At 48.0% G+C, this 20,638-nt stretch carries 18 protein-coding genes; 16 read left to right on the top strand and 2 right to left on the bottom strand.

The window, feature by feature from the left end:
• The 14 genes from AC6ESP_RS06690 to AC6ESP_RS06625 all read left to right on the top strand — a co-directional run bounded on the left by AC6ESP_RS06690 (position 1) and on the right by AC6ESP_RS06625 (position 15,368).
• On the top strand, positions 1-1,155 hold the full coding sequence (locus AC6ESP_RS06690) for a cysteine desulfurase family protein (RefSeq protein ID WP_497096098.1): 1,155 nt from the start codon (positions 1-3) through the stop codon (positions 1,153-1,155).
• Positions 1,156-1,172: 17 nt separating this feature from the next.
• Positions 1,173-1,727, top strand: coding sequence for a PRC-barrel domain-containing protein (locus tag AC6ESP_RS06685; RefSeq protein WP_497095923.1), 555 nt, complete (start codon positions 1,173-1,175; stop codon positions 1,725-1,727).
• The gene (locus AC6ESP_RS06680) at positions 1,724-1,924 is read left to right on the top strand and encodes a YrzR-like zinc ribbon domain (protein ID WP_497095922.1); all 201 of its coding nucleotides are present in this window, start codon (positions 1,724-1,726) and stop codon (positions 1,922-1,924) included. The genes AC6ESP_RS06685 and AC6ESP_RS06680 overlap by 4 nt, the downstream gene beginning before the upstream one ends.
• A gap of 197 nt (positions 1,925-2,121) precedes the next feature.
• Positions 2,122-3,192 (top strand): AI-2E family transporter, encoded by a 1,071-nt coding sequence (locus AC6ESP_RS06675; RefSeq protein WP_497095921.1) that lies wholly within the window; start codon positions 2,122-2,124, stop codon positions 3,190-3,192.
• A 349-nt stretch (positions 3,193-3,541) separates the two neighbouring features.
• Positions 3,542-6,175, top strand: a complete 2,634-nt coding sequence (gene alaS / locus AC6ESP_RS06670) for an alanine--tRNA ligase (protein ID WP_497095920.1) — start codon at positions 3,542-3,544, stop codon at positions 6,173-6,175.
• Between the two features lie 60 nt (positions 6,176-6,235).
• Entirely contained in the window at positions 6,236-6,499 is a 264-nt protein-coding gene (locus tag AC6ESP_RS06665) for an IreB family regulatory phosphoprotein (RefSeq protein ID WP_497095919.1), read from the top strand.
• Positions 6,500-6,521: 22 nt separating this feature from the next.
• On the top strand, positions 6,522-6,938 hold the full coding sequence (gene ruvX, locus AC6ESP_RS06660) for a Holliday junction resolvase RuvX (RefSeq protein ID WP_497095918.1): 417 nt from the start codon (positions 6,522-6,524) through the stop codon (positions 6,936-6,938).
• Positions 6,939-6,946: 8 nt separating this feature from the next.
• Positions 6,947-7,243: a DUF1292 domain-containing protein gene (locus tag AC6ESP_RS06655; RefSeq protein WP_497095917.1), complete on the top strand. Its 297-nt coding sequence runs from the start codon at positions 6,947-6,949 to the stop codon at positions 7,241-7,243.
• Positions 7,243-7,557, top strand: coding sequence for a DUF1292 domain-containing protein (locus tag AC6ESP_RS06650; protein WP_497095916.1), 315 nt, complete (start codon positions 7,243-7,245; stop codon positions 7,555-7,557). The genes AC6ESP_RS06655 and AC6ESP_RS06650 overlap by 1 nt, the downstream gene beginning before the upstream one ends.
• A gap of 151 nt (positions 7,558-7,708) precedes the next feature.
• On the top strand, positions 7,709-8,749 hold the full coding sequence (gene mltG, locus AC6ESP_RS06645; RefSeq protein ID WP_497096097.1) for an endolytic transglycosylase MltG: 1,041 nt from the start codon (positions 7,709-7,711) through the stop codon (positions 8,747-8,749).
• A 15-nt stretch (positions 8,750-8,764) separates the two neighbouring features.
• Entirely contained in the window at positions 8,765-9,697 is a 933-nt protein-coding gene (locus tag AC6ESP_RS06640) for a peptidase U32 family protein (RefSeq protein ID WP_497095915.1), read from the top strand.
• Positions 9,698-9,728: 31 nt separating this feature from the next.
• Entirely contained in the window at positions 9,729-10,991 is a 1,263-nt protein-coding gene (locus AC6ESP_RS06635; RefSeq protein ID WP_497095914.1) for a peptidase U32 family protein, read from the top strand.
• Between the two features lie 482 nt (positions 10,992-11,473).
• Positions 11,474-13,417 carry a methyl-accepting chemotaxis protein gene (locus AC6ESP_RS06630; protein WP_497096096.1) on the top strand — a complete coding sequence of 648 codons (1,944 nt, stop codon included), beginning with the start codon at positions 11,474-11,476 and terminating at the stop codon, positions 13,415-13,417.
• Between the two features lie 115 nt (positions 13,418-13,532).
• Positions 13,533-15,368 carry a peptidoglycan D,D-transpeptidase FtsI family protein gene (locus AC6ESP_RS06625; RefSeq protein WP_497095913.1) on the top strand — a complete coding sequence of 612 codons (1,836 nt, stop codon included), beginning with the start codon at positions 13,533-13,535 and terminating at the stop codon, positions 15,366-15,368.
• On the opposite strand, the gene ytvI is transcribed toward AC6ESP_RS06625, so the two are convergent.
• Positions 15,365-16,486 carry a sporulation integral membrane protein YtvI gene (gene ytvI, locus AC6ESP_RS06620; protein ID WP_497095912.1) on the bottom strand — a complete coding sequence of 374 codons (1,122 nt, stop codon included), beginning with the start codon at positions 16,484-16,486 and terminating at the stop codon, positions 15,365-15,367. The two genes, AC6ESP_RS06625 and ytvI, sit on opposite strands and share 4 nt — an antisense overlap.
• A gap of 168 nt (positions 16,487-16,654) precedes the next feature.
• Between ytvI and AC6ESP_RS06615 the strand changes: the two genes are divergently transcribed.
• The gene (locus tag AC6ESP_RS06615) at positions 16,655-18,058 is read left to right on the top strand and encodes a polysaccharide deacetylase family protein (RefSeq protein ID WP_497095911.1); all 1,404 of its coding nucleotides are present in this window, start codon (positions 16,655-16,657) and stop codon (positions 18,056-18,058) included.
• Between the two features lie 164 nt (positions 18,059-18,222).
• On the opposite strand, the gene ilvD is transcribed toward AC6ESP_RS06615, so the two are convergent.
• Positions 18,223-19,908 (bottom strand): dihydroxy-acid dehydratase, encoded by a 1,686-nt coding sequence (gene ilvD, locus AC6ESP_RS06610; protein WP_497095910.1) that lies wholly within the window; start codon positions 19,906-19,908, stop codon positions 18,223-18,225.
• A gap of 401 nt (positions 19,909-20,309) precedes the next feature.
• On the opposite strand from ilvD, the gene AC6ESP_RS06605 reads away from it, so the two are divergent.
• The gene (locus AC6ESP_RS06605; protein ID WP_497095909.1) at positions 20,310-20,615 is read left to right on the top strand and encodes an urease subunit gamma; all 306 of its coding nucleotides are present in this window, start codon (positions 20,310-20,312) and stop codon (positions 20,613-20,615) included.
• Positions 20,616-20,638 lie beyond the last annotated feature (23 nt).

The following is a 20,638-nucleotide window of genomic DNA, read 5'->3' as shown; positions in this document are numbered from 1 at the left end:
ATGTACAATTACTATTTCGACCACGCAGCTACCACGCCAATGCACCCGGAAGTTGCGAAGGTCATGTTTGATATTATGCAAGGTGCTGGAGGCAACCCCTCTAGTATGCACGCATATGGGCGGGCAGCCAAGCAGATACTTAACCGATCGCGAGACAGCATTGCTGCCGCTATCGGTTGTAAGTCGTCTGAGCTTGTGTTCACGTCCGGTGGAACGGAGAGCGATAATGCAGCTATCGTTGGTGCAGCAGCGGCTATGAAGAAGAAAGGCCGGAACCATATCATTACTTCTGCGGCAGAGCATCATGCGGTACTGCACACCTGTGAAGCGTTAGCTAGAGAAGGCTATCGCATCACATTTCTCCCAGTAGATGAGACTGGACGTGTATCCATAGAAGACATTGCGGCTGCTATTACACCAGAGACAGCCTTAATTACTATTATGCATGGCAATAATGAGGTTGGAACCTTGCAGCCAATCGAAGAGATCGGTGAATTGGCTAGAGCTCACGGCGTTTTGTTCCATGTAGATGCGGTGCAGTCCTTCGGTATCCTCCCTTACCGCTTGAATGAAATGCCGGTAGACTTCATGAGCTTCTCAGCCCATAAGATCAATGGTCCTCAAGGCGTAGGAGCTTTATATATGGCAACAGGAGCGCCGTTCGAGCCGATTGCTCACGGTGGGTCACAAGAGCGAAAGCGGAGAGCAGGGACGGAGAACGTCGCTGGTATTGCCGGTTTCGCTAAAGCTGTTGACATTTGTGTGAACAATCGAGAAGATAAGCAACTTTTGCTCAGCGAGCTCCGTAAAGAATGGATAGATCAGCTTCGAGCCGCTATGCCGGAGGAGACGCTTATCATTAACGGCAATAACGAGTATTACCTGCCCGGTATTGTCAATATTAGCTTTGTAGGATTCGACACAGAGACGATGCTAATGAATCTGGATATGGAAGGCATTGCCGCAGCTAGCGGTTCAGCTTGTACATCTGGCTCTTTGGAAAGATCACATGTGCTTATAGCAATGGGCCTATCTGAGGAACGGATTCATTCAGCTGTAAGGTTTAGCTTCGGATTGGGGAATACTATGGAGGAACTGGAAAGCGCCGCACATAAAGTTGCAACGATTGTACAGCGCCTTCGTACTATCAACTAGGAGGCCTTCCATAGAGCGTGATTAAACTTCAGCAACTAATCGGGCTCCCCGTTATTGTCATTCATTCCGGCAGACAGATGGGTAACGTCAAGGATGCATGGTTCGATGAGCATTGGCAGCTGCTGGGGTTAGTACTCGAGAGCGCCAAGTGGTTCACCTCATCCGTTAAGGCGGTACAGTGGTCGGAGGTGTTGACCTGTGGTGAGGATGCGGTTCTCATATCGAGCGAGGCTGCAGTTATTCCAATCCATTCCGTCGATATTGGCAGGTCATTCTGCACCGGAACTGTGAAATTGAAGGATATGCCTGTAGTAACCGTACAAGGTTTACAACTTGGACGAGTATCGGATGTTTATTTTTACCCATTTCAGGGTACACAAATAGTAGGCTATGAGCTTACGGATGGTTTTATATCGGATCTGATGGAAGGGCGCAAATGGTTGAAGGCGCCTGATGACTCAGATGCCGTACTGCTCGGGGAAGACGCGATTATTGTTCCTGCTGTCAGTGAAGCGGAATTGGAGCCTGTCGCAGCTTCCAATTCGACGAATAGGGAGAATGAAAGAAAATGAGATGTCCCAATTGCAATTCCAAAGATATTGGCAAGATCGGTTCCCATCAGTTTTATTGTTGGGGATGCTTCATCGAGCTGACAGTGAATGGTGAGAAAATGTCTGTCTATCAGGTTGAAGAAGATGGTACGTTAAGCTCTCTCGATGACTTGTTTTTCGAAGAAGAAATCGCAGAAGCGCATATACACGTTAACTAACGACTTGTTAATGATTGAAGGCGGCCTTAGGAGGTCGTCTTTTTTGCCGTTCAGGCAATACAGCTTGCGAACGAAGAGCAATTTTATGATGATTTATCGGATGAAATTCTCGGCTTGTACATATACTTTATCAGAATGTCTGTGCGGGTCATGCAGGCTGCTGCAGGTAGAAGTAGTGAGGAGCGGGGGTGGGGACGGTGGACCGATTTACGAAGAGCCGTCTGTTTGTTTGGCTGATTTATTTGATTCTGGCGCTTCTGGCCTTATATTTGCTGCTTCAGGTTAAGCCTATCATTATTCACTTCTACGTGTTTATGAAGGCGATACTGGCGCCGTTCATTATTGCGATGGTTATTTCCTACGTGCTCAATCCCATCGTTACAATGCTTCATGAGCGCAAAATGCCCCGAACAATTGCAGTACTTCTCATCTATACGGTGTTTATTGCTGGACTTGCGGTCATTCTGGTTAATGTCATTCCGATGTTCATCGAGCAGTTGCAGGAGCTTAACCATCATGTGCCAGACCTCACGATGAAGGCGCAGAGTCTGGTGACGGATTTCAATAATACGTCTTTTTTACCGGAGAGCCTGCGGGAGGGACTGAACAAGTCTCTAGTGCATATGGAGAAAAAAGTATCGGAGACGCTCATTCATTTCATCAATAATATCGGCTCTGTCGTTAATGCTGTATTTATCGCGTTCATTATTCCGTTCCTCGCCTTCTATATATTGAAGGACTTCGATTTATTCGAGCGGACTGTCATTACGTATGTGCCGAAATCTCATCGAAAAAATACGGTTCGACTGCTTAAAGATATCGATACGGCTCTAGGCAGCTACATACGGGGGCAGTTCATCGTGTGTGTCATTGTCGGCATTCTCGCATACATTGGTTATATCATTATCGACATTCCTTATCCGCTGCTGCTTGCGGGTATTGTGGCAGTGACGAATATTATTCCGTATTTAGGCCCTTTCTTTGGAGCGGCACCAGCTATTCTGGTTGCTTCAACGATTTCCATTAAGCTGGTCATTCTAGTTGCGATCATCAATACGGCTTGCCAGATTCTGGAGAGCAATGTCATATCTCCGCAAGTGGTGGGAAGGACGCTGCATATGCATCCCTTAGCGATTATTTTTGCTCTGCTCGTTGGAGGGGAAATAGCGGGAATCGTGGGAATGATATTAGCAGTGCCTATATTTGCAGCTCTGAAAGTCATCGTACAGCATATGTTCGCATATTATGTTCGCCGAAAGATTATTTGACAGAGCGTATCGCTGTAGATATACTTTAAGCAAATGAATACTATGCAAACCAAAAACGTTGATGAAATCAAGTACGCCTTAGCCCGTCAATCAGAGAGAGAGCTACTTCGCCTATAGGCGTTGGCTGCAATAGTTCTTATGGCGAAGAAGGGCGGAAAGCTAATTTCGGAGTGTGGATGAACTTCACCGGGAGGACCCGTTATCGTCCATACGAGGAGATTGCCTAATTGAGTGCACATAGCAAGCGATTAGCAATAACCAGGGTGGTACCGCGATTGTTAATTCGTCCCTGTCTATGACAGGGGCTTTTTTATGTTTCAAGAGTTGAACTAATGGAGGCGTATGACTAATGAAGGCTAGTGAAATTCGATCCAAATGGCTTGCATTCTTCGAAAGTAAAGGACATAAAATCGAATCGAGCGCATCGCTCGTTCCGCATAACGATCCTTCCCTATTATGGATCAATGCAGGAATGGCTCCGCTTAAGGCTTATTTCGATGGACGCACGATACCGGAAAACCCGCGTATCACCAATTCACAGAAATGTATTCGTACCAATGATATTGAGAATGTGGGCAAGACACGCCGTCACCATACTTTTTTTGAAATGCTCGGCAACTTCTCCATCGGCGACTACTTCAAAGAAGAAGCAATCACGTGGGCTTGGGAATTCCTTACGGGCAAAGAATGGATCGGCTTCGATCCGGAGCGTCTGTCTGTGACTGTCTACACCGAGGATGAAGAAGCGCTAGTATTCTGGAATGAGAAGATTGGCGTACCTCTTGAGCGTATTTATAAGCTTGAGGAGAACTTCTGGGATATCGGAGAAGGCCCATGCGGACCTTGTACAGAAATTTTCTATGACCGTGGCGACAAATATGGTGATCTCAGTGATCCTGAGTGCTGGCCTGGCGGGGAGAATGAGCGTTTCCTTGAAGTATGGAACCTTGTATTCTCCCAATTCAACCATAACAAAGACGGCAGCTACACACCGCTTCCGAACAAAAATATTGATACAGGCGCAGGTCTGGAGCGCTTCGCTTCCATTCTGCAGGATGTAGATTCCAACTTCGATACGGATCTATTCCTCCCAATTATTGAGCGCACTTGTGCTATTGCAGGCGTGAAGTACCATGTGAACGAGGAGCATGACGTAGCGCTCAAAGTGATTGCTGACCATATTCGTACTGTAGCTTTCGCTGTAGGCGATGGCGTAATGCCTTCTAATGAAGGCCGCGGCTACATTATTCGTCGTTTGCTTCGCAGAGCGGTTCGTTATGGAAAAACAATCGGTATCGATCGTCCATTCTTGTACGAGCTTACAGCTGTTGTCGGTGAAGTAATGGGCGTCTACTACCCAGAAGTGGTGGAGAAACGCGAATTCATCGAGCGTGTTATTCGCACAGAGGAAGAGCGTTTCCATGAGACTCTATCTGACGGCCTAACGTTGCTCTCTCAGCTGGTAGACAGCGCTCGTGAAGCGGGTACAACAGAAATCAATGGCGACGATGCATTCAAGCTCTATGATACCTATGGCTTCCCGTTCGATTTGACTGAGGACTTCGCTTCGGAGAATGGCTTGACTGTCGATCGTGCAGGGTTTGACTCGGCAATGGAAGCACAGCGTGAACGCGCGCGTGCTGCTCGTCAAGACACTGGCAGTATGAAGGTACAAGGCGGTCCACTCGCTGAATTGACGGTTAAAAGTGAATTTGTTGGCTATAATGAACTGGTAACAGAAACGGAAATTACGACTGTCGTAGCAGGTGACGAGCTGGTGGAATCGGCCGAGGCTGGCAGCCAGATCATCGTTCTGCTCAGTCGTACTCCGTTCTATGCAGAGAGCGGTGGCCAGATCGGTGACCGTGGTACGATTACCGGCAAAGGGTTCGTTCTGCAAGTAGAAGATGTAACGAAAGCGCCGCATGGCCAGAATGTACATCATGCCACTGTTGTCTCCGGAACTGTACGTAACGGTGAACAGGTAGAGGCTGCTGTATCTCGCGCTGTACGTGATGATATTATCAAGAATCATACAGCGACGCATTTGCTCCATAAAGCGCTCAAGGAAGTGCTTGGCGACCATGTTAATCAAGCAGGTTCCCTGGTAGAGCCTGATCGCATGCGCTTCGACTTCTCGCATTTCGGCAGCATTACGGCAGAAGAGCTTACGGAGATCGAACGCCGCGTGAACGAGCAAATATGGCTTGGCACACCTGTCGTGATCGAGAACAAATCGCTGGCTGAAGCAAAAGCAATGGGAGCTATGGCGTTGTTCGGTGAGAAATACGGCGATGTCGTACGTGTCGTTCAAGTTGGTTCCTACAGCTTGGAGCTGTGTGGAGGTATTCACGTTACGAATACAGCGCAGATTGGCCTGTTCAAGCTGCTGAGCGAGAGCGGAATCGGTTCCGGTGTTCGGCGGATTGAGGCAGTAAGCGGCCGTCATGCTTATAGCTATATGGAAGGCCAGCTGGATCTGCTCAAGCAAGCTGCTGCGCTGCTGAAATCCAACCATACGGATGTTCCAAAACGGATAGAAGCACTGTTCACGCAAGTGAAGGAGCTGGGCCGCGAGAATGAATCGCTTCAAGCGAAGCTTGGTCGTATCGAAGCTGGTTCTCTAGAGCAGAGTGCGAAGACAGTTAACGGTATTACGGTTCTGAGCACGAAGGTTAGTGCCCCGTCGATGGATGCGCTCCGTGGAATTGCTGACGAGCTGAAGCTCAAGCTGCCATCCGCAGTCATCATTCTTGGTGCTGCACAGGATGACAAAGTGAATCTCGTTGCGGCTGTATCGCCGGATCTAGTGAAGAAAGGTTTGCACGCTGGGAAGATTATAAAAGAGGTAGCTGTTCATTGCGGTGGAAGCGGCGGCGGCCGTCCTGATATGGCGCAAGCGGGCGGCAAGGATGCTTCGAAGCTGGACGAAGCTCTGAAACTTGCGGAAGAACTGGTTCTCAACCAATCAAATGTGATATGATAGCTGTGTAAAGTTGAATTTAATCCCATTGAACTGCGGTTGGAAAGCGAGGTGCTGGCGATGAGTTCCATGGACAAAACGATGAAGTTTGATGTAAAAGGAGAAGGCGTTGAAACCTCCTCACAAGACATTTTGCTGACGGTGCATGAGGCGCTCCTGGAGAAGGAGTATAATCCGATCAATCAGATTGTAGGGTACTTGCTGTCCGGAGATCCCGCGTACATTCCACGGCATAATAACGCCAGAAGCTTGATTCGTAAAAAAGAACGCGATGAACTCATTGAAGAGCTTGTCCGGTTTTATTTGAACAATAAGAAATCATAGTAGATCGGGAGCTATTCAGCAGATGAGGACAATGGGTTTGGATTACGGAGACCGTAACATTGGTGTTGCGGTAAGCGATGCGTTCGGTTGGACCGCGCAGGGGACGGAAGTCGTCAAGAAGCGACGGGACGGCAGCGAGATGGATCGGATAGCCGAATTAGTGCAAGAGTATGAAGTAACAGCTATTGTTGTCGGGTTGCCGAAAAATATGAACAATACGATCGGCCCCCGCGGCGAGATCAGCATTGCATTCGCAGAGCAGCTGCAGCAGAAATTGAACTTGCCTGTTCACCTTTGGGATGAGCGGTTGACGACGGTTGCCGCCGAAAGAACGTTAATTGAGGCGGATGTCAGCCGCAAGAAGCGAAAGCTAGTAGTCGACAAAATGGCGGCAACGCTCATTTTGCAAAATTATCTCGATTCTAAAACGAAAAGGTGAGGGTTACGATGACAAACGATGACACGCAGTTCGAAGAACCGGAAATCATTTATATTCCGGATGAAGAAGGCAACGAAGAGGAATTCGAGGTCATCATGAAGTTTGAAGTGGACGGCTCTGATGAGAAGTATATGATGGTTGTGCCGCTGACTGGGGAGAATGACGAGGAAGATGAAGTATATGCTTTCCGTTATGAAGAAGACGGCGATGACTTGAAGCTGTATACGATCGAAGATGAGGAAGAATGGAGCATGGTCGAAGAGACGTTCAACACGCTTCTCGGCGAACTGGAGGAAGAAAACTAATGACAGAGAGCGAACGCCTCGTTCCGGTACCGCTTAAGCGGCTCCGTGAAGTGTTCGGCAACGATATTGATTTAGTGGCTGACGACGGTGGGCTCGAGACCTTCGAGATCAAAGCGGAGTTCCAGCTTGGAGCATTCGTATATGCCGCACTTCAATCTGTCGCGATGCAGAAGGATGATGAAGTGGAGCTATTCCGCGTCGTCCTATCTGACAGCGGAGAGCCTCAGCTTGAGACGATTGAAGAAGATGAAGAGTGGGAATTAGCCTCTGAGGCTTATGATGATCTTCTTTTTGCTAACGATGAAATGCCTTAAGCGTTCTACAATTGGATATGCCAGAGATCAAAGAGCGGCTAACACCGCTCTTTTTCTCCACGTTCAGACATATTTATTCTAGGAGGAGCCAAGATTGGATAATTCATTGCAGCATTCTTCATCATCCGGGCCAGGAAGAGGACGTATCACAATGTGGGTCATTCTCATTCTTCTAGGGCTCATTATAGTGGGAGCCGGAAGCGTGTTTCTCTATATATGGAACGGACTTAAGCCAACAGCAGCCTCTGAGCCGGTAAGGATAGAAATTGCCAAAGGCTCTTCAGCCTTCGAGGTATCGGATCTGTTGGAAGAAAAAGGTATCATTAAAAATTCATTTCTTTTCAAATATTATTTGAAATTCAAAGACCAAGGCTCCCGCTTTCAAGCTGGTGTCTATGAGCTAAGCCCAGGCACGGAGAACGATGCCATTATTGCAACGCTTAACAATGGTGAGACGGTTGCGGCTGAGATGATCCGATTCACGATTCCCGAAGGCTTCACGCTGCTCCAAATTGCGGATAAGCTTGCGGCAGACAAGCTCATCGATCGTGATAAGTTCCTGGAACTTGCTGAGAAGCAGACCACCTGGGGAGACGCAGAAGCAGTCCGCTCCATCCCAACAGACGATCAGCTGCATCATCGGCTTGAGGGATATTTATTCCCGGAGACCTATGAGCTAGTGAAGGACAGTACAGAAGAGGATATTCTGAGGCGTATGATGGTGGAGCTCGACAATAAGCTCGGTCAATTGCCTGAGGATTGGCAGGATGTAATGGAGGCACATGGGCTTAATCTCCATCAGCTGCTGACGATTGCATCCTTAGTGGAGCGCGAGGTTGTCGTCGATGAAGAAAGACCACTTGTAGCAGGTGTTATTTATAACCGGATCAAGGATGGCATGATGCTGCAGATTGACGCAACGGTTCAATATTCATTGGATAAGCCGAAGGAAAGATTGTTTGAAAAAGATCTTCTAATCGATAGTCCATACAATACGTACAAGGTAGATGGCTTGCCGCCAGGCCCGATTGCAAGTCCGAGTCTATCTTCGATCCAAGCAGCGCTATACCCTGAAGAGTCAGAATACTTCTATTATGTAACGAAAAAAGATGGCACGCAAAGTCACTTGTTCGCCCGCACTTATCAAGAGCATTTGCAGAACATCGAGAAGAGCAAACAGACGGCACAGTAAGGAGGAAATGAGATTATGACCTATAAGCCGGAATTACTGGCGACGGCTTCATCCATTGAAGAGCTGAAGCTTCTTATGGAAGCAGGAGCAGATGCTTTTATCATTGGAGAGGCACGTTATGGCATGAGATTGCCAGGTGAATTCGACCTTGCTAGGATAGCGGAAGCGGTGCAGCTTGCATCGCCGAGAGGTGTGAAGATTTATGTATCCGTCAATAATTTAATGGACAATAAAGTGGTTGCAGCACTGCCGGATTATATTCGAGGGCTGGCGGAGGCTGCTGTTGATGGCATTGAGTTCGGTGATCCTGCTGTCTTGATGGTCGCTCGCGAGGTTGCTCCAACACTGCCACTGCATTGGAATGCGGAGATGACATCCACCAACTATGCGACAGCTGAGTATTGGGGTCGAAGAGGCGCGAAGCGATTCATTCTTGCTAGAGAGCTGAATATGGAGCAGGTTATTGAGACGAAGGGTGCAACGGCTATGGAGCTCCAGATTCAAGTTCATGGTCTCACGAACATTTATCATTCGAAGCGTTCTTTGGTTAACAGCTACATGGAGCATCAGGAGGAGCCGGATCGTCTTGACGATACGAGCCATGAACGTGGACTTTACGTCATGGAAGCTGAACGGCAGGATGAACGTTATCCAATCTATCAGGACAGCAATGGGACTCATATTATGAGCTCAGATGATATTTGCATGCTGGAGAACCTGCATGAGCTGCTGGAAATTGGAGTAGATAGCCTTAAAATTGAAGGACTGCTGAAATCTGTTGCTTACAATGAAACGGTTGTAAGAGCTTATCGGACGGCTATTGATGCTTATATCGCAGATCCGGATCACTACCAATTCCAAGAGAAATGGCTTGATCCGATACGTGAGCTGCAGGACCCGAATCGGGAGCTGAGCTTCGGCTTTTTTTATAAAGAGCAAGTGTACTGATTCAATGAGAAATAGAGGAGGTGGAACGAACATGACAACTATTGAGAAGACAAAACCACGTTTCCACGGAAAAAGAAATCGATTGGACAGGCCGGAGCTGCTGGCCCCTGCAGGCAATCTAGAGAAGCTGAAGTTCGCTGTGCATTACGGAGCAGATGCTGTATATATTGGCGGTCAAAAATACGGCTTGCGCTCTAACGCGGACAACTTCAGCTTTGAGGAAATGAAGGAAGGCGTTGAATTCGCGAGCCGTTACGGAGCGAAGGTGTTCGTAGCAACGAATATCTATGCTCACAACGAGGATATCAGCGGACTTGAGAGTTATTTGAGATCGCTTGAGGAGGCAGGGATTGCCGCGATTATCGCAGCTGATCCTACGATTATCGAAACCGCGCAGCGTGTTGCGCCTAAGCTAGAGGTTCATCTTAGCACACAGCAATCGACGCTCAATTGGCAAGCGGTGAAGTTCTGGGAGGAAGAGGGGCTGCCTCGGGTCGTGCTCGGGCGCGAGACGAGCTTCGAGGAGATTGCGGAGATTAAGGCGAATGTGGATATTGAGATTGAGGCGTTTATTCACGGCGCGATGTGCTCTTCTTTCTCAGGTAGATGTGTGCTCAGCAATCATTTCACAGACCGTGACTCTAATCGCGGCGGCTGCTGCCAATCCTGCCGATGGAAATATGATTTATTCGTTGATGATATGCCGCTGTATCCCAGTGATGAAGATCAATTCACGATGGGCTCGAAGGATCTGTGTATGATTGAATATATACCTGAGCTGATTGAGGTTGGCGTAGACAGCTTCAAGATCGAAGGCCGGATGAAGAGCATCCATTATGTGGCTACAGTTGTGAATGTATATCGTCAGGCCATTGACGCTTATTTCGAAGATCCGGAGCATTTTGTGCTGAAGCGGGAATGGGTCGACGAAATTAATAAAGCGGCGAATCGTCCGCTCAATACGGGCTTTTTCCTAGATACACCAGGAGCTGAGGATCATATTTATGAGCCTGAGGAAAAGTCGGCTCCCTATGACTTCGCTGGCGTTGTACTGGAGTATGATGAGGAGAACGGCATTGCTGTAGTACAGCAGCGCAACCATATTAAGCTTGGACAAGAGATTGAATTCGTTGGTCCTGGCGGAACGTTCTTCAAGCAGACCGTGGAGCATCTTACGGATGATAAAGGTCAGCCGCTGGACGCAGCGCGCCATCCGTTGCAGCATATTCGGATCCGTACGCTCCAGCCTGTTCGTCCGATGGACATGATGCGCAAAAGGATTATTAAAAAGTAGTGGCTTCTGCTGCAAGAGGCAGGCATACAGAGGAGGGCTGTCCCACATTCATCATGGATGACAAGGGGCAGCTTTTTTTTGATATTCTACACATCGATCAGGTGTTTTTTGATTTCCATATAATGAATTGACAGGGAACGTCCGATATACTTTAATAGGACTAGGTTATACATACGATTTGGGTCTATAGAACTAATTTTCTAGCAATGAATGCCTCTCTACATCTTCAGCATGGTAACAGCAAACTATTAAAAAGGCGGGTGTCTGTCTTGAAAAAAGAAGGCAGCAACAAAGAGAAAGTACCTAAACAGCAGAAGCTATTGAAAGCGCAACCAAGTTTACAGCTTGCAAGGAGATTGTCTAAGGGAGCTATTGATCAGCTAAAGTCTACAAAGCTTGGCAATCCTACTAATTCAGTAGGAACGAAGCTGCTTATAATCATTTTTATTTGTATTATTGCTTGCGTTCTCGTAGTAGGCCTTATGGCTTATTCTCAAACCAAATCCATTGTTGAACGTAAGGTGTCGGATGCAAGTCTGCAGACCATTAATCAATCCGCCAATAATTTGGATATTGTGTTCAAGAACTATGAGGATTTGACGATGCAATTATTGATTGATAAAGAATTCCACCGCATCGTTAGTGATATCGCAGGAAGTACGGATGATTATTCAAGCTTTGCAGGAATAAGGGAGTTAAGCGATAAGGTTCAGAACTATATACTTGGCAACAGTTCGATCGTTAGTGTATATCTGCTGCCACTTAACCCTAAGGTGAAATTCGTATCGACGGGCAATGCAACATCCGCCTCAGAGGAAATGCTGAAGGAGGGTGAGTGGTTTACCAAGGTTCAAGAGCAGAAGGGTAAAACATTATGGATCGAAACACAGCCTAAGGGCTTCGGCGGTGATCGCAGTACACCTTCAATTGGTCTTAGCCGAGTGCTCTCTGACAGCACAACGAATGAGGCGTCCTATGTGCTGCTGTTCGAGATCAGTGTGAGCTCTTTGCAGGATAAATATCAGGATATCGCACTAGGAGAAGGCAGCATTCTAACGATCGTTGATGGTAATAATAATTATGTTGCGAATCCCGATTATGCTCAGATTGGACAGGCCCAATCGATTACACTGCCCGAGAACAATAATTCAGGCAAAGTGACGACGGCAGACGGCAGCGAGCAGCTGGCTGTATACAAAACATTCGAGACGATGGATTGGAAGCTGGTCGGCACCATTCCGGTCAAAGAATTGATCAAAGATGCGCAGGCTATTCGCACCATGACCTATATAACAGCTGGTGTAGCGGTGCTTATCGCACTTGCTATCGGACTTCTCATTATTCGCACCATTGGTATGCCATTGATGAATTTAAGAAACCTGATGAACGAAGGCGCGCTGGGCAATCTGACGGTCAGCTCTGGTATGAACAATCGCAAGGATGAGATTGGCCAGCTTGCCCAAAGCTTCGATAGAATGATGATTCAGATTAGAGCGTTGGCACAGCAGACCACTCACTCCGCTACGGAAGTGCTGGCTACAGCTAGTGAGCTGACTGATGCATCGAAGAAGACCGCCATCTCGGCTAGGGAGATTTCAGTAGCGACAGAAGAGATCGCGAATGGCGCTTCGAGCCTTGCTGTAGAAGCAGAGCGTGGAAGCGACTTGACGAGCAGTATTAATAGCCAGATGCAAGCAGTCCTGCAGGCGAATGGGGAAATGGTGCAATCTGCGGTTGAAGTAGAGAAAGCGAGTGCTCAGGGTACGACCTATATGGGCGTACTTATCCAGAAGACCGGCTTGACGGAGGAAATGACACGCTCGATGGTTGAGAAGGTTGACAGCTTGAAGGACAGCACGGGCTCAATTGTCAAAATTCTCGAGGTGCTTAATAATCTAACGAAGCAGACGAATATTCTGTCTTTGAATGCTACGATTGAAGCTGCTCGTGCTGGTGCAGCCGGCAAAGGCTTCATGGTAGTAGCGGATGAGATCCGGAAGCTTGCCGATCAATCACGTCAATCGATTGATGTCGTTGCTCAAATTACGCAGACCATTCAGCATGAGATCGGAGAAACCGTGAATGTTCTATCCGATGCGTATCCATTATTCCAAGAGCAGATTGGCTCTGTGAAAGAGGCGAATCAAATATTCTTGACTGTTCAAGGTCAGATGGTTCAATTCATTGAGAAGCTGGATTCTGTAACAGGCTCAATCAGTACGCTTGATCAATCGCAGCTTGTACTCTCGGATGCAATGAGCAACGTAAGCGCAGTAGCAGAGGAATCCTCTGCAACGTCTGAGGAAGTTGCTTCATTAAGCTCTGAGCAGCTTAGCATCAGCAATGGTCTGGTTAACCTGTCTGAGAAGCTGGATACGGTATCACGCGAGCTTCAGCAGTCATTGTCGAAATTCAAGATTGATTAATACAGGAATGAAAGCTAATCGCCCATTGGAACTAGAAGTTGTTCCTATGGGCGTTTTTTTGGTTTTTAATAAGGCGATACTGAAGGGAGAGATATAGAAAGAGGGGGGCGATGAGATGCATCGTCGGTCAGTTCTCGTCGCTGTATTGTTAACTTGTATAATGTCGCTGTTTATGATTCGGTTAGCTTGGCTTCAACTGATCCCGAGCTCAGCACCAAGCTCCTTATCGACATCAACGGCTGCTTCCAGAGGCGGCTGGAAGCGGATGTCTGTTATCCAGCGGCAGAGAAATCTTGTGCTTGATACAGGCAGGGGAGATTTCGTTGATCGGAATGAGCAGCCAATTACTGGTGAGACCTACGATACACTTGCGTTGTTCCCGGTTAATGCCAGAGCGAGAGGCACAGATGAAGACATGGAGCAGCTTGCCAAGCTGCTCGGAGTGACAAAAGATCAGCTAATGCAGCAATGGGATGAAATTAGGGAGCCTACCTTCTGGCGTGAGGGTGCGGAGAAGCTTCCCTACAGGCTGACGGCTGGGCAATTGCAGAAGCTTGAGAAGCTGAGATTGAACGGCGCAAGAGTATTGCCATATCGCAATCGATATATAAAAGGATTTCAAGCGAAGCAGGTTATCGGATACACGAGTCAGCATCCGGAGTGGCTCCTGCTGCAGCATGCCGAGGATATAGCTAATGGCACTCGGAAGCTGACAGATCAGGTTGGAGGCTCAGGTGTAGAGAAATCGCTTGATAAGCTACTAAGAGGCGTTGGAGCAACCTCCGTATCCTATTTCACCGATGGAGCGCGGAAGCCGATGCAGGGGCTCTCCCTGCGTATGACTATGCCAAGAGACCCCTACTATCCACTGCAGGTTAAGACTACGCTGGATCTAATCGTCCAGAATCGCATAGAAGCTTATGCGGATGAGCAGGGATTGAAGGAAGGCGCCATCGTTGTCCTTGATATTCACAATGGAGATATCGTGGCCATGGTATCAAGGCCGATGATGAATCCCCTTAATTTGCAGGAAGAGGAAGGCGAAGGCTGGGCGAATCATGCCCTTAAGGCAGTAGCCCCAGGCTCCATATTCAAGCTTGTAACCGAAGCGGCTGCGCTGGAGGCGCATGCTGCCAATGAGCAGGAGACCATTACCTGCAATGGTGAATATGGCAAATACGGCTTGTCCTGCTGGAAAGAGGGCGGACATGGGACACTGACGCTGCGAGAAGGGCTTGCTCAATCCTGCAACGTTGCCTTCGCAACAATTGCTGAGCGCTTAAGTCCGCTGCAACTGCATCGAACAGCACAAGCGTTAGGTGTCGGCAGGAGAATCGGATGGCATTCAACGAAGGCATTCGGACCATTCAATGGTCAGCTGCGCCTGTTAGGCGAGGAAGAAGCCGGCCAGGTGTTCGCACCTTTGCCAGAATTAGGCGAGAAGGCCGATTCATTCAAGGATGTGGATGGGGGCATACTTGCCCAGAGCGGGATCGGTCAGCGGGACGTGCTCATGACGCCGCTGCAGGCGGCGAACTTAGTCGTCACGCTAGTGAATGGAGGGCGCGTAATGGAGCCGCGCCTCGTTAGTGAAATCCGCTACGCCAACGGCCAGCGGATGGTGAAGCTGGACGCGAAGCGAGCGTCTAGCAATGGCGGCCGCATACATGCGGCCACTGCCCGCGCGCTGCTGCGCGGCATGGAGGCGGTCGTCGACCATGGCACTGGTCGATCGATCCGCCAAGGGCTGTGGGCAGTGGCCGGCAAATCCGGCACTGCCGAAGTGATGCGGGCCGGAACGCCGCTCGTTCACCAATGGTTCACGGGCTACGGCCCAGCCAAGACGCCGCGCTACGCTGTTGCTGTGCTCTCGAAATACAGATCGCCTGGTTCATCGAACCAGGCGACCAAGCTATTCCGCGGTGTTATGGATATCCTTGCGTCCAATTAGAGGACGGGCTTGTCTGCTTCCGCCGCAGGGGTATCGAATTCCCCTTGCGGGGTTCTAATCCAGCGGTGGAAGAAGCCCTGATCGTACAAAGCTTTGAGGAGGATAATCAGAATTGGCGATAGAATGACGCCCGATATGCCGAATAATTTCAGTGAAATAATCATGAATGCCAGCATTGTGAACGCGGACACGCCCAGTGTATCACCCGTAATTTTGGGCTCCAGAATTTGACGCGTCAGAATAACGACAAGGAACAAGACAGACAGCCATATCGCAAGCGATGTTTGTCCTACGATGAATAGATAAATGATCCATGGAACGAAGAAGGTACCCACGCCAAGAAGCGGCAGAACATCGAGTATGGCACAGATCAGTGAGATGATGAAGGCGTTGTTGACTCCAAGAAGAAGTAAGGAAATGAATATAACGATGAACGTAATGCTGATCATTTTGCCCTGTGCCTTCAAGTAGCCGGCAATTCCTTTGAACACATTCTCTCTAAGGAAGAAAAAGGCTTTCTTGAACGTGTTCGGCGTTTTGTCGTTAGCCGTTTTTTTCCATACCACAATCTCGATGCTTAAGAAATAAGCTAAAATAATGCCAACTCCGAAATTAAAGAGGAAGCTGGAGAAGGACGATGCGTATCCCAGTGCCGCTGTGAATACAATGTTCGCAATTTTCGGTAGATACTCAGTAGCACCATTGATGTATTCTGTAATTTTGGCAACCCAGTCAGGCGGGAGAGTGTCGAGCCTGCTCTGCAGCTCACTGGAGTTATTCAATACCTGATCCTTCAATATTTGCTGATACTCAGGCAGCTTGTCATTGAAGAATTCGGTTCCCTGGGTGGTCAATATGAAGCCTAACCCGGAGAATGCGCCAACGATCACAAGGGAGAACAGCAGAACGGATATGCCAGAAGCAATCGATTTCTTAAGGCCCAGCTTATTCAAGCGCCGAGCTAGCGGCTCAATGCATAAGTAGATGACGAAAGAGAAAAAGATGGGTGTTGCAATCCGGTATAAATAACTGAACAGAAGCATAGTTAAGTAAACCGTTAACGCGATCAGTGCAATGTCAAATGCAGTTCGCCAATATTTCTTGTAGAATGGCAGCATAATCGAATCCCCTTTTTGGATAAATATTCATATTACGATATTGATTGTACTATAATTTTTAAATGGATACCTATTTTTAAATCTATTATGGTACAATTAAAGGTATTGTTGCGTTCAATGCCATACTGCATATGTAACTAAAATTTTATAAAACGGTGGGGAAAACTAATGGAGAATTTGCTGCTATGGGCACTTTACTTCTTGTCATTCTACGCCTTTCTCCCTGCATTTGTCAGTCGAACGTTCGGCTTCCGAGTATTCAAAAGAGGCCAAGTGGAGCGCGAGATATCACTTACATTCGATGATGGACCCGATCCTGTCTATACGCCACAGCTGCTAGATCTGCTCGCACGTTACAATGCGAAAGCAACCTTTTTCGTTGTAGGTTCACATGCTGAAGGACAGCCTGAATTACTTCGCCGAATGCATGAAGAAGGCCATATTATCGGTATTCATAATTATGTTCATAAGTCCAATTGGCTCATGCGTCCGAAGACGGTGAGGAAGCAGATTGCTCGTACCTGCGACGTTATACGTGATGCAACTGGCAAACGTTCCATTTATTATCGTCCGCCATGGGGAATTGTTAATTTCTTCGATTTTGCCAATATCGGTCATTATCAGATCGTGCTCTGGTCAGGAATGTTCGGCGATTGGAATGTGAAGCTGGGCGCTCAGCGATTGACGAAAAGATTGATGAAGAAGCTTCGGCCTGGCGAGGTTATTCTGCTGCATGACTGCGGTACAACACCTGGGGCAGATGCTGGCGCACCAGCTAATATGTTAATTGCGCTCGAGGCGTACCTCAAGGAGGGAACGAAGCGTGGCTATACATTCGTTGGTATTGATGACATGATTAAGCAGACGGAAGCGGCTAAAGGGAATAAGCAGTCGGTATGGAAAAAATCCATTATAGCGTTGTGGCTCTCTTACGAGCGACTGTTCCATCTGGTGTTCCGCCTGAAGAAGGTGGGCTCTAATGACCCTGCATTCCATTACCGAATTATCAAATATACAGGGCAGCCTGTTGAGCTGTCGAATGCGGAGAGGCTGGAGAAGGGCGATAAGATCGTCGAGCTGCATTTTGACAACAAGAAGCTGTCGACGATTGCTGCCGAGTCTAGCTCACCTGTAGCTACTGGTATCAAAATGCTAAGGGAAGTGGAGATGGCGCTGCCTATACTGGCAGATCAATTAGCTGTTGATCCCGATGCGAATAATGTGCGTGTCGTATATGGAGTGACTATGATTCATCGAGGTGCAGACCGACTTGGCTTCCAAGTGTTCCGGCTGCCGGACGGCTTATTCGCTCGTTCAACCCGCATTTATTTGCGTGTATTGATGAGAGTGCTGACTAAGAAGCAGCGTAATGCTAGAAGTAAGCAGAGAAGAAGCACGATTGACCCGCATATGCTGCTGATGCCGATTAATCGGATGATGTCTTATGCAACAACGAGGAGCTCTTCCTTCGTACAGGATAGTGCTATACGGCTATCAGATGCGGTTGAACGATCTATTCAAGCGGCTGCTGAGGATGCTGCTCACGCAGGGAGCAATACATCGGTTATTTAAGCTAATATATTGTAAAATACCTTCTTTATCGCCTTGTACCAAACCACTTGGGCGTGAAGAAGGTTTTTCTTCTTGTAGGCTGGCATTGACGTGTCGTTACAAAAAAAGGGAGCTCCTTCAGGCAGCTGTGCTGCACTGTGGAACTCCCTTTTCGATTCAATCCATTACATTTTCATTACGCCGCCTGTGCTGGCGTTCGTAACCAGGTGGGCGTAGCGTGCAAGATAGCCTCTTTTGATCTTCAGTTCGAAGCCAGGCCATGCTGCGCGGCGCTTCGCCAATTCCTCATCGCTGACGAGAACGTTCATCGTACGGTTGTTCATATCCAGCTCGACGATATCGCCATCTTCGATGAAAGCGATTGGACCGCCTTCAGCTGCTTCCGGAGATACGTGGCCGATACTGATACCGCGGGATGCGCCGGAGAAACGGCCGTCTGTGATGAGACCGACTTTGGCGCCAAGGCCCATACCGACGATTTGGGATGTCGGAGCAAGCATCTCTGGCATACCAGGTCCGCCTTTAGGTCCTTCGTAGCGGATAACAACGACATGGCCTTCAACAACTTTGCCGTTGGCAATGCCAGCAAGTGCTTCATCTTGTGAATCGAAGCAGATCGCAGGACCTTTATGATAGCCGCCGACCGATTTGTCGACTGCACCTACTTTGATAATGGCGCCTTCAGGTGCGATGTTACCGAACAAGACAGCTAGGCCGCCGCGTTCGCTATGTGCATCCGCCAAAGGACGTAGAACATCTTTATTTTTAATTTCGTGGCCAAGCACGTTCTCACGAAGCGTATTGCCTGTAACGGTCATTACATCGCCGTGCAGAGCGCCTTCTTTTTTGAACAGCTCATTCAATACTGCGCTAACGCCGCCTGCTTCATGCACATCTTCGATATGATAATCGGAAGCTGGTGCGATTTTGGCTAAGTGAGGTACGCGGTTAGCTACTTCGTTAATACGGGAGATCGGATACTCGATGCCAGCTTCATGAGCCAGAGCAAGTGTATGAAGAACCGTATTCGTCGAACCGCCAAGTGCCATGTCCAGTGCGAATGCATTGTCAATAGCTTCAATTGTTACGATATCGCGAGGACGGATGTCCTTCTCGATCAGTGTCATCAATTGACGTGCAGATTGCTTAACGAATTCTCTGCGCTCAGGAGCAACAGCAAGAATTGTACCGTTGCCTGGAAGAGCAAGTCCAAGACCTTCAGCCAGACAGTTCATGGAGTTCGCTGTGAACATACCCGAGCATGAGCCGCAGGTTGGACAACCGTATTGCTCTAATTCAAGCAAGGTTTTGTCATCGATCTTGCCAGCCATATGAGCGCCAACGCCTTCGAATACCGAAGTTAGGGAGATCGCACGACCGTCGCTAGTACGTCCGGCTTTCATTGGGCCGCCGCTGACCATAATAGTTGGGATGTTGACGCGGAGTGCGCCCATCATCATTCCCGGTGTGATTTTGTCACAGTTAGGAATGCAGACCATACCGTCGAACCAGTGCGCATTAACGACTGTTTCTACTGAATCCGCAATAATCTCACGGCTCGCAAGTGAATAGCGCATGCCGATGTGACCCATTGCAATACCATCATCAACGCCGATGGTGTTGAACTCGAAAGGTACGCCGCCTGCTTCTCTAATCGCTTCTTTAACAAGCTTACCGAATTCTTGAAGATGAATATGACCAGGTACAATGTCGATATAGGAATTGCAAACCGCAATGAATGGCTTGTCAAAATCTTCTTCCTTAACGCCTGCCGCTCTTAGAAGACTACGGTGAGGAGCACGGTCAAATCCTTTTTTTATCATGTCTGAACGCATTTTTTTTGCTGCCATGTAAGTACCTCCTAAGTAAATGTCGATACCTTTTAGTTTATCACAACAGACAAGCGTTGACTAGATAAGATGAAACCAGCGGAAGCATGTCGAGAGATGAGCAATGCTGTAGACACAAGGAGAATAGCTGTCTCCAGCGTGGCATACAAATTATTGTTACTTTTCTACCATAAAAGATGGCGGCTGTATCTTGCATTTAATAGCAATGCTGACGTCGTTCATTCAAGCGATGTGTTATTCTTGCCCTTTAATTGGGTTAATTGCTTCATATTAGCGATACTGCAAGGATAAGAGAATAGCTAGTGTCAGATATTCTGACACTACTCATTTACTAACGTTTTTTTTGCGATTATAATAGAATGGATAAGTTTAGGAAATTGGGCCAGTAAGGAGGTTCATCGATGCAGTTAACGGAACGCGAAAAAGAGAAGCTGCTCATAACGATAGCAGCAGACCTTGCTAGAAGACGCCTGAATCGAGGCGTGAAGCTGAACTATCCTGAGAGTGTTGCCTTAATTACCTCTGAGATTATGGAGGGGGCACGTGACGGACAGACAGTAGCCGAATTAATGGAATATGGAACACACATTCTGAAGCGCGACCAGGTCATGGTAGGCATTCCGGAAATGATTCACGAGGTGCAGGTTGAAGCAACCTTCCCGGACGGTACTAAGCTCGTAACGATTCATCATCCGATCACTGGTTAAGGTGAAAACAGGCCTAAGGAGGT

This window comes from Paenibacillus xinjiangensis (genome assembly GCF_059686975.1).
The sequence above is the reverse complement of the archived record's forward strand: the minus strand, read 5'-3'. Positions and strand labels throughout refer to the sequence as shown.

Coding starts and splice junctions, on each gene's coding strand:
- AC6ESP_RS06665 (WP_497095919.1), top strand. CDS start 6,236: ATGAGTTCCATGGACAAAACGATGAAGTTTGATGTAAAAGGAGAAGGC.
- AC6ESP_RS06615 (WP_497095911.1), top strand. CDS start 16,655: ATGGAGAATTTGCTGCTATGGGCACTTTACTTCTTGTCATTCTACGCC.
- AC6ESP_RS06680 (WP_497095922.1), top strand. CDS start 1,724: ATGAGATGTCCCAATTGCAATTCCAAAGATATTGGCAAGATCGGTTCC.
- AC6ESP_RS06690 (WP_497096098.1), top strand. CDS start 1: ATGTACAATTACTATTTCGACCACGCAGCTACCACGCCAATGCACCCG.
- AC6ESP_RS06630 (WP_497096096.1), top strand. CDS start 11,474: ATGGCTTATTCTCAAACCAAATCCATTGTTGAACGTAAGGTGTCGGAT.
- AC6ESP_RS06650 (WP_497095916.1), top strand. CDS start 7,243: ATGACAGAGAGCGAACGCCTCGTTCCGGTACCGCTTAAGCGGCTCCGT.
- AC6ESP_RS06635 (WP_497095914.1), top strand. CDS start 9,729: ATGACAACTATTGAGAAGACAAAACCACGTTTCCACGGAAAAAGAAAT.
- AC6ESP_RS06640 (WP_497095915.1), top strand. CDS start 8,765: ATGACCTATAAGCCGGAATTACTGGCGACGGCTTCATCCATTGAAGAG.
- AC6ESP_RS06625 (WP_497095913.1), top strand. CDS start 13,533: ATGCATCGTCGGTCAGTTCTCGTCGCTGTATTGTTAACTTGTATAATG.
- AC6ESP_RS06655 (WP_497095917.1), top strand. CDS start 6,947: ATGACAAACGATGACACGCAGTTCGAAGAACCGGAAATCATTTATATT.
- alaS (WP_497095920.1), top strand. CDS start 3,542: ATGAAGGCTAGTGAAATTCGATCCAAATGGCTTGCATTCTTCGAAAGT.
- ruvX (WP_497095918.1), top strand. CDS start 6,522: ATGAGGACAATGGGTTTGGATTACGGAGACCGTAACATTGGTGTTGCG.
- ilvD (WP_497095910.1), bottom strand. CDS start 19,908: ATGGCAGCAAAAAAAATGCGTTCAGACATGATAAAAAAAGGATTTGAC.
- ytvI (WP_497095912.1), bottom strand. CDS start 16,486: ATGCTGCCATTCTACAAGAAATATTGGCGAACTGCATTTGACATTGCA.
- mltG (WP_497096097.1), top strand. CDS start 7,709: ATGTGGGTCATTCTCATTCTTCTAGGGCTCATTATAGTGGGAGCCGGA.
- AC6ESP_RS06605 (WP_497095909.1), top strand. CDS start 20,310: ATGCAGTTAACGGAACGCGAAAAAGAGAAGCTGCTCATAACGATAGCA.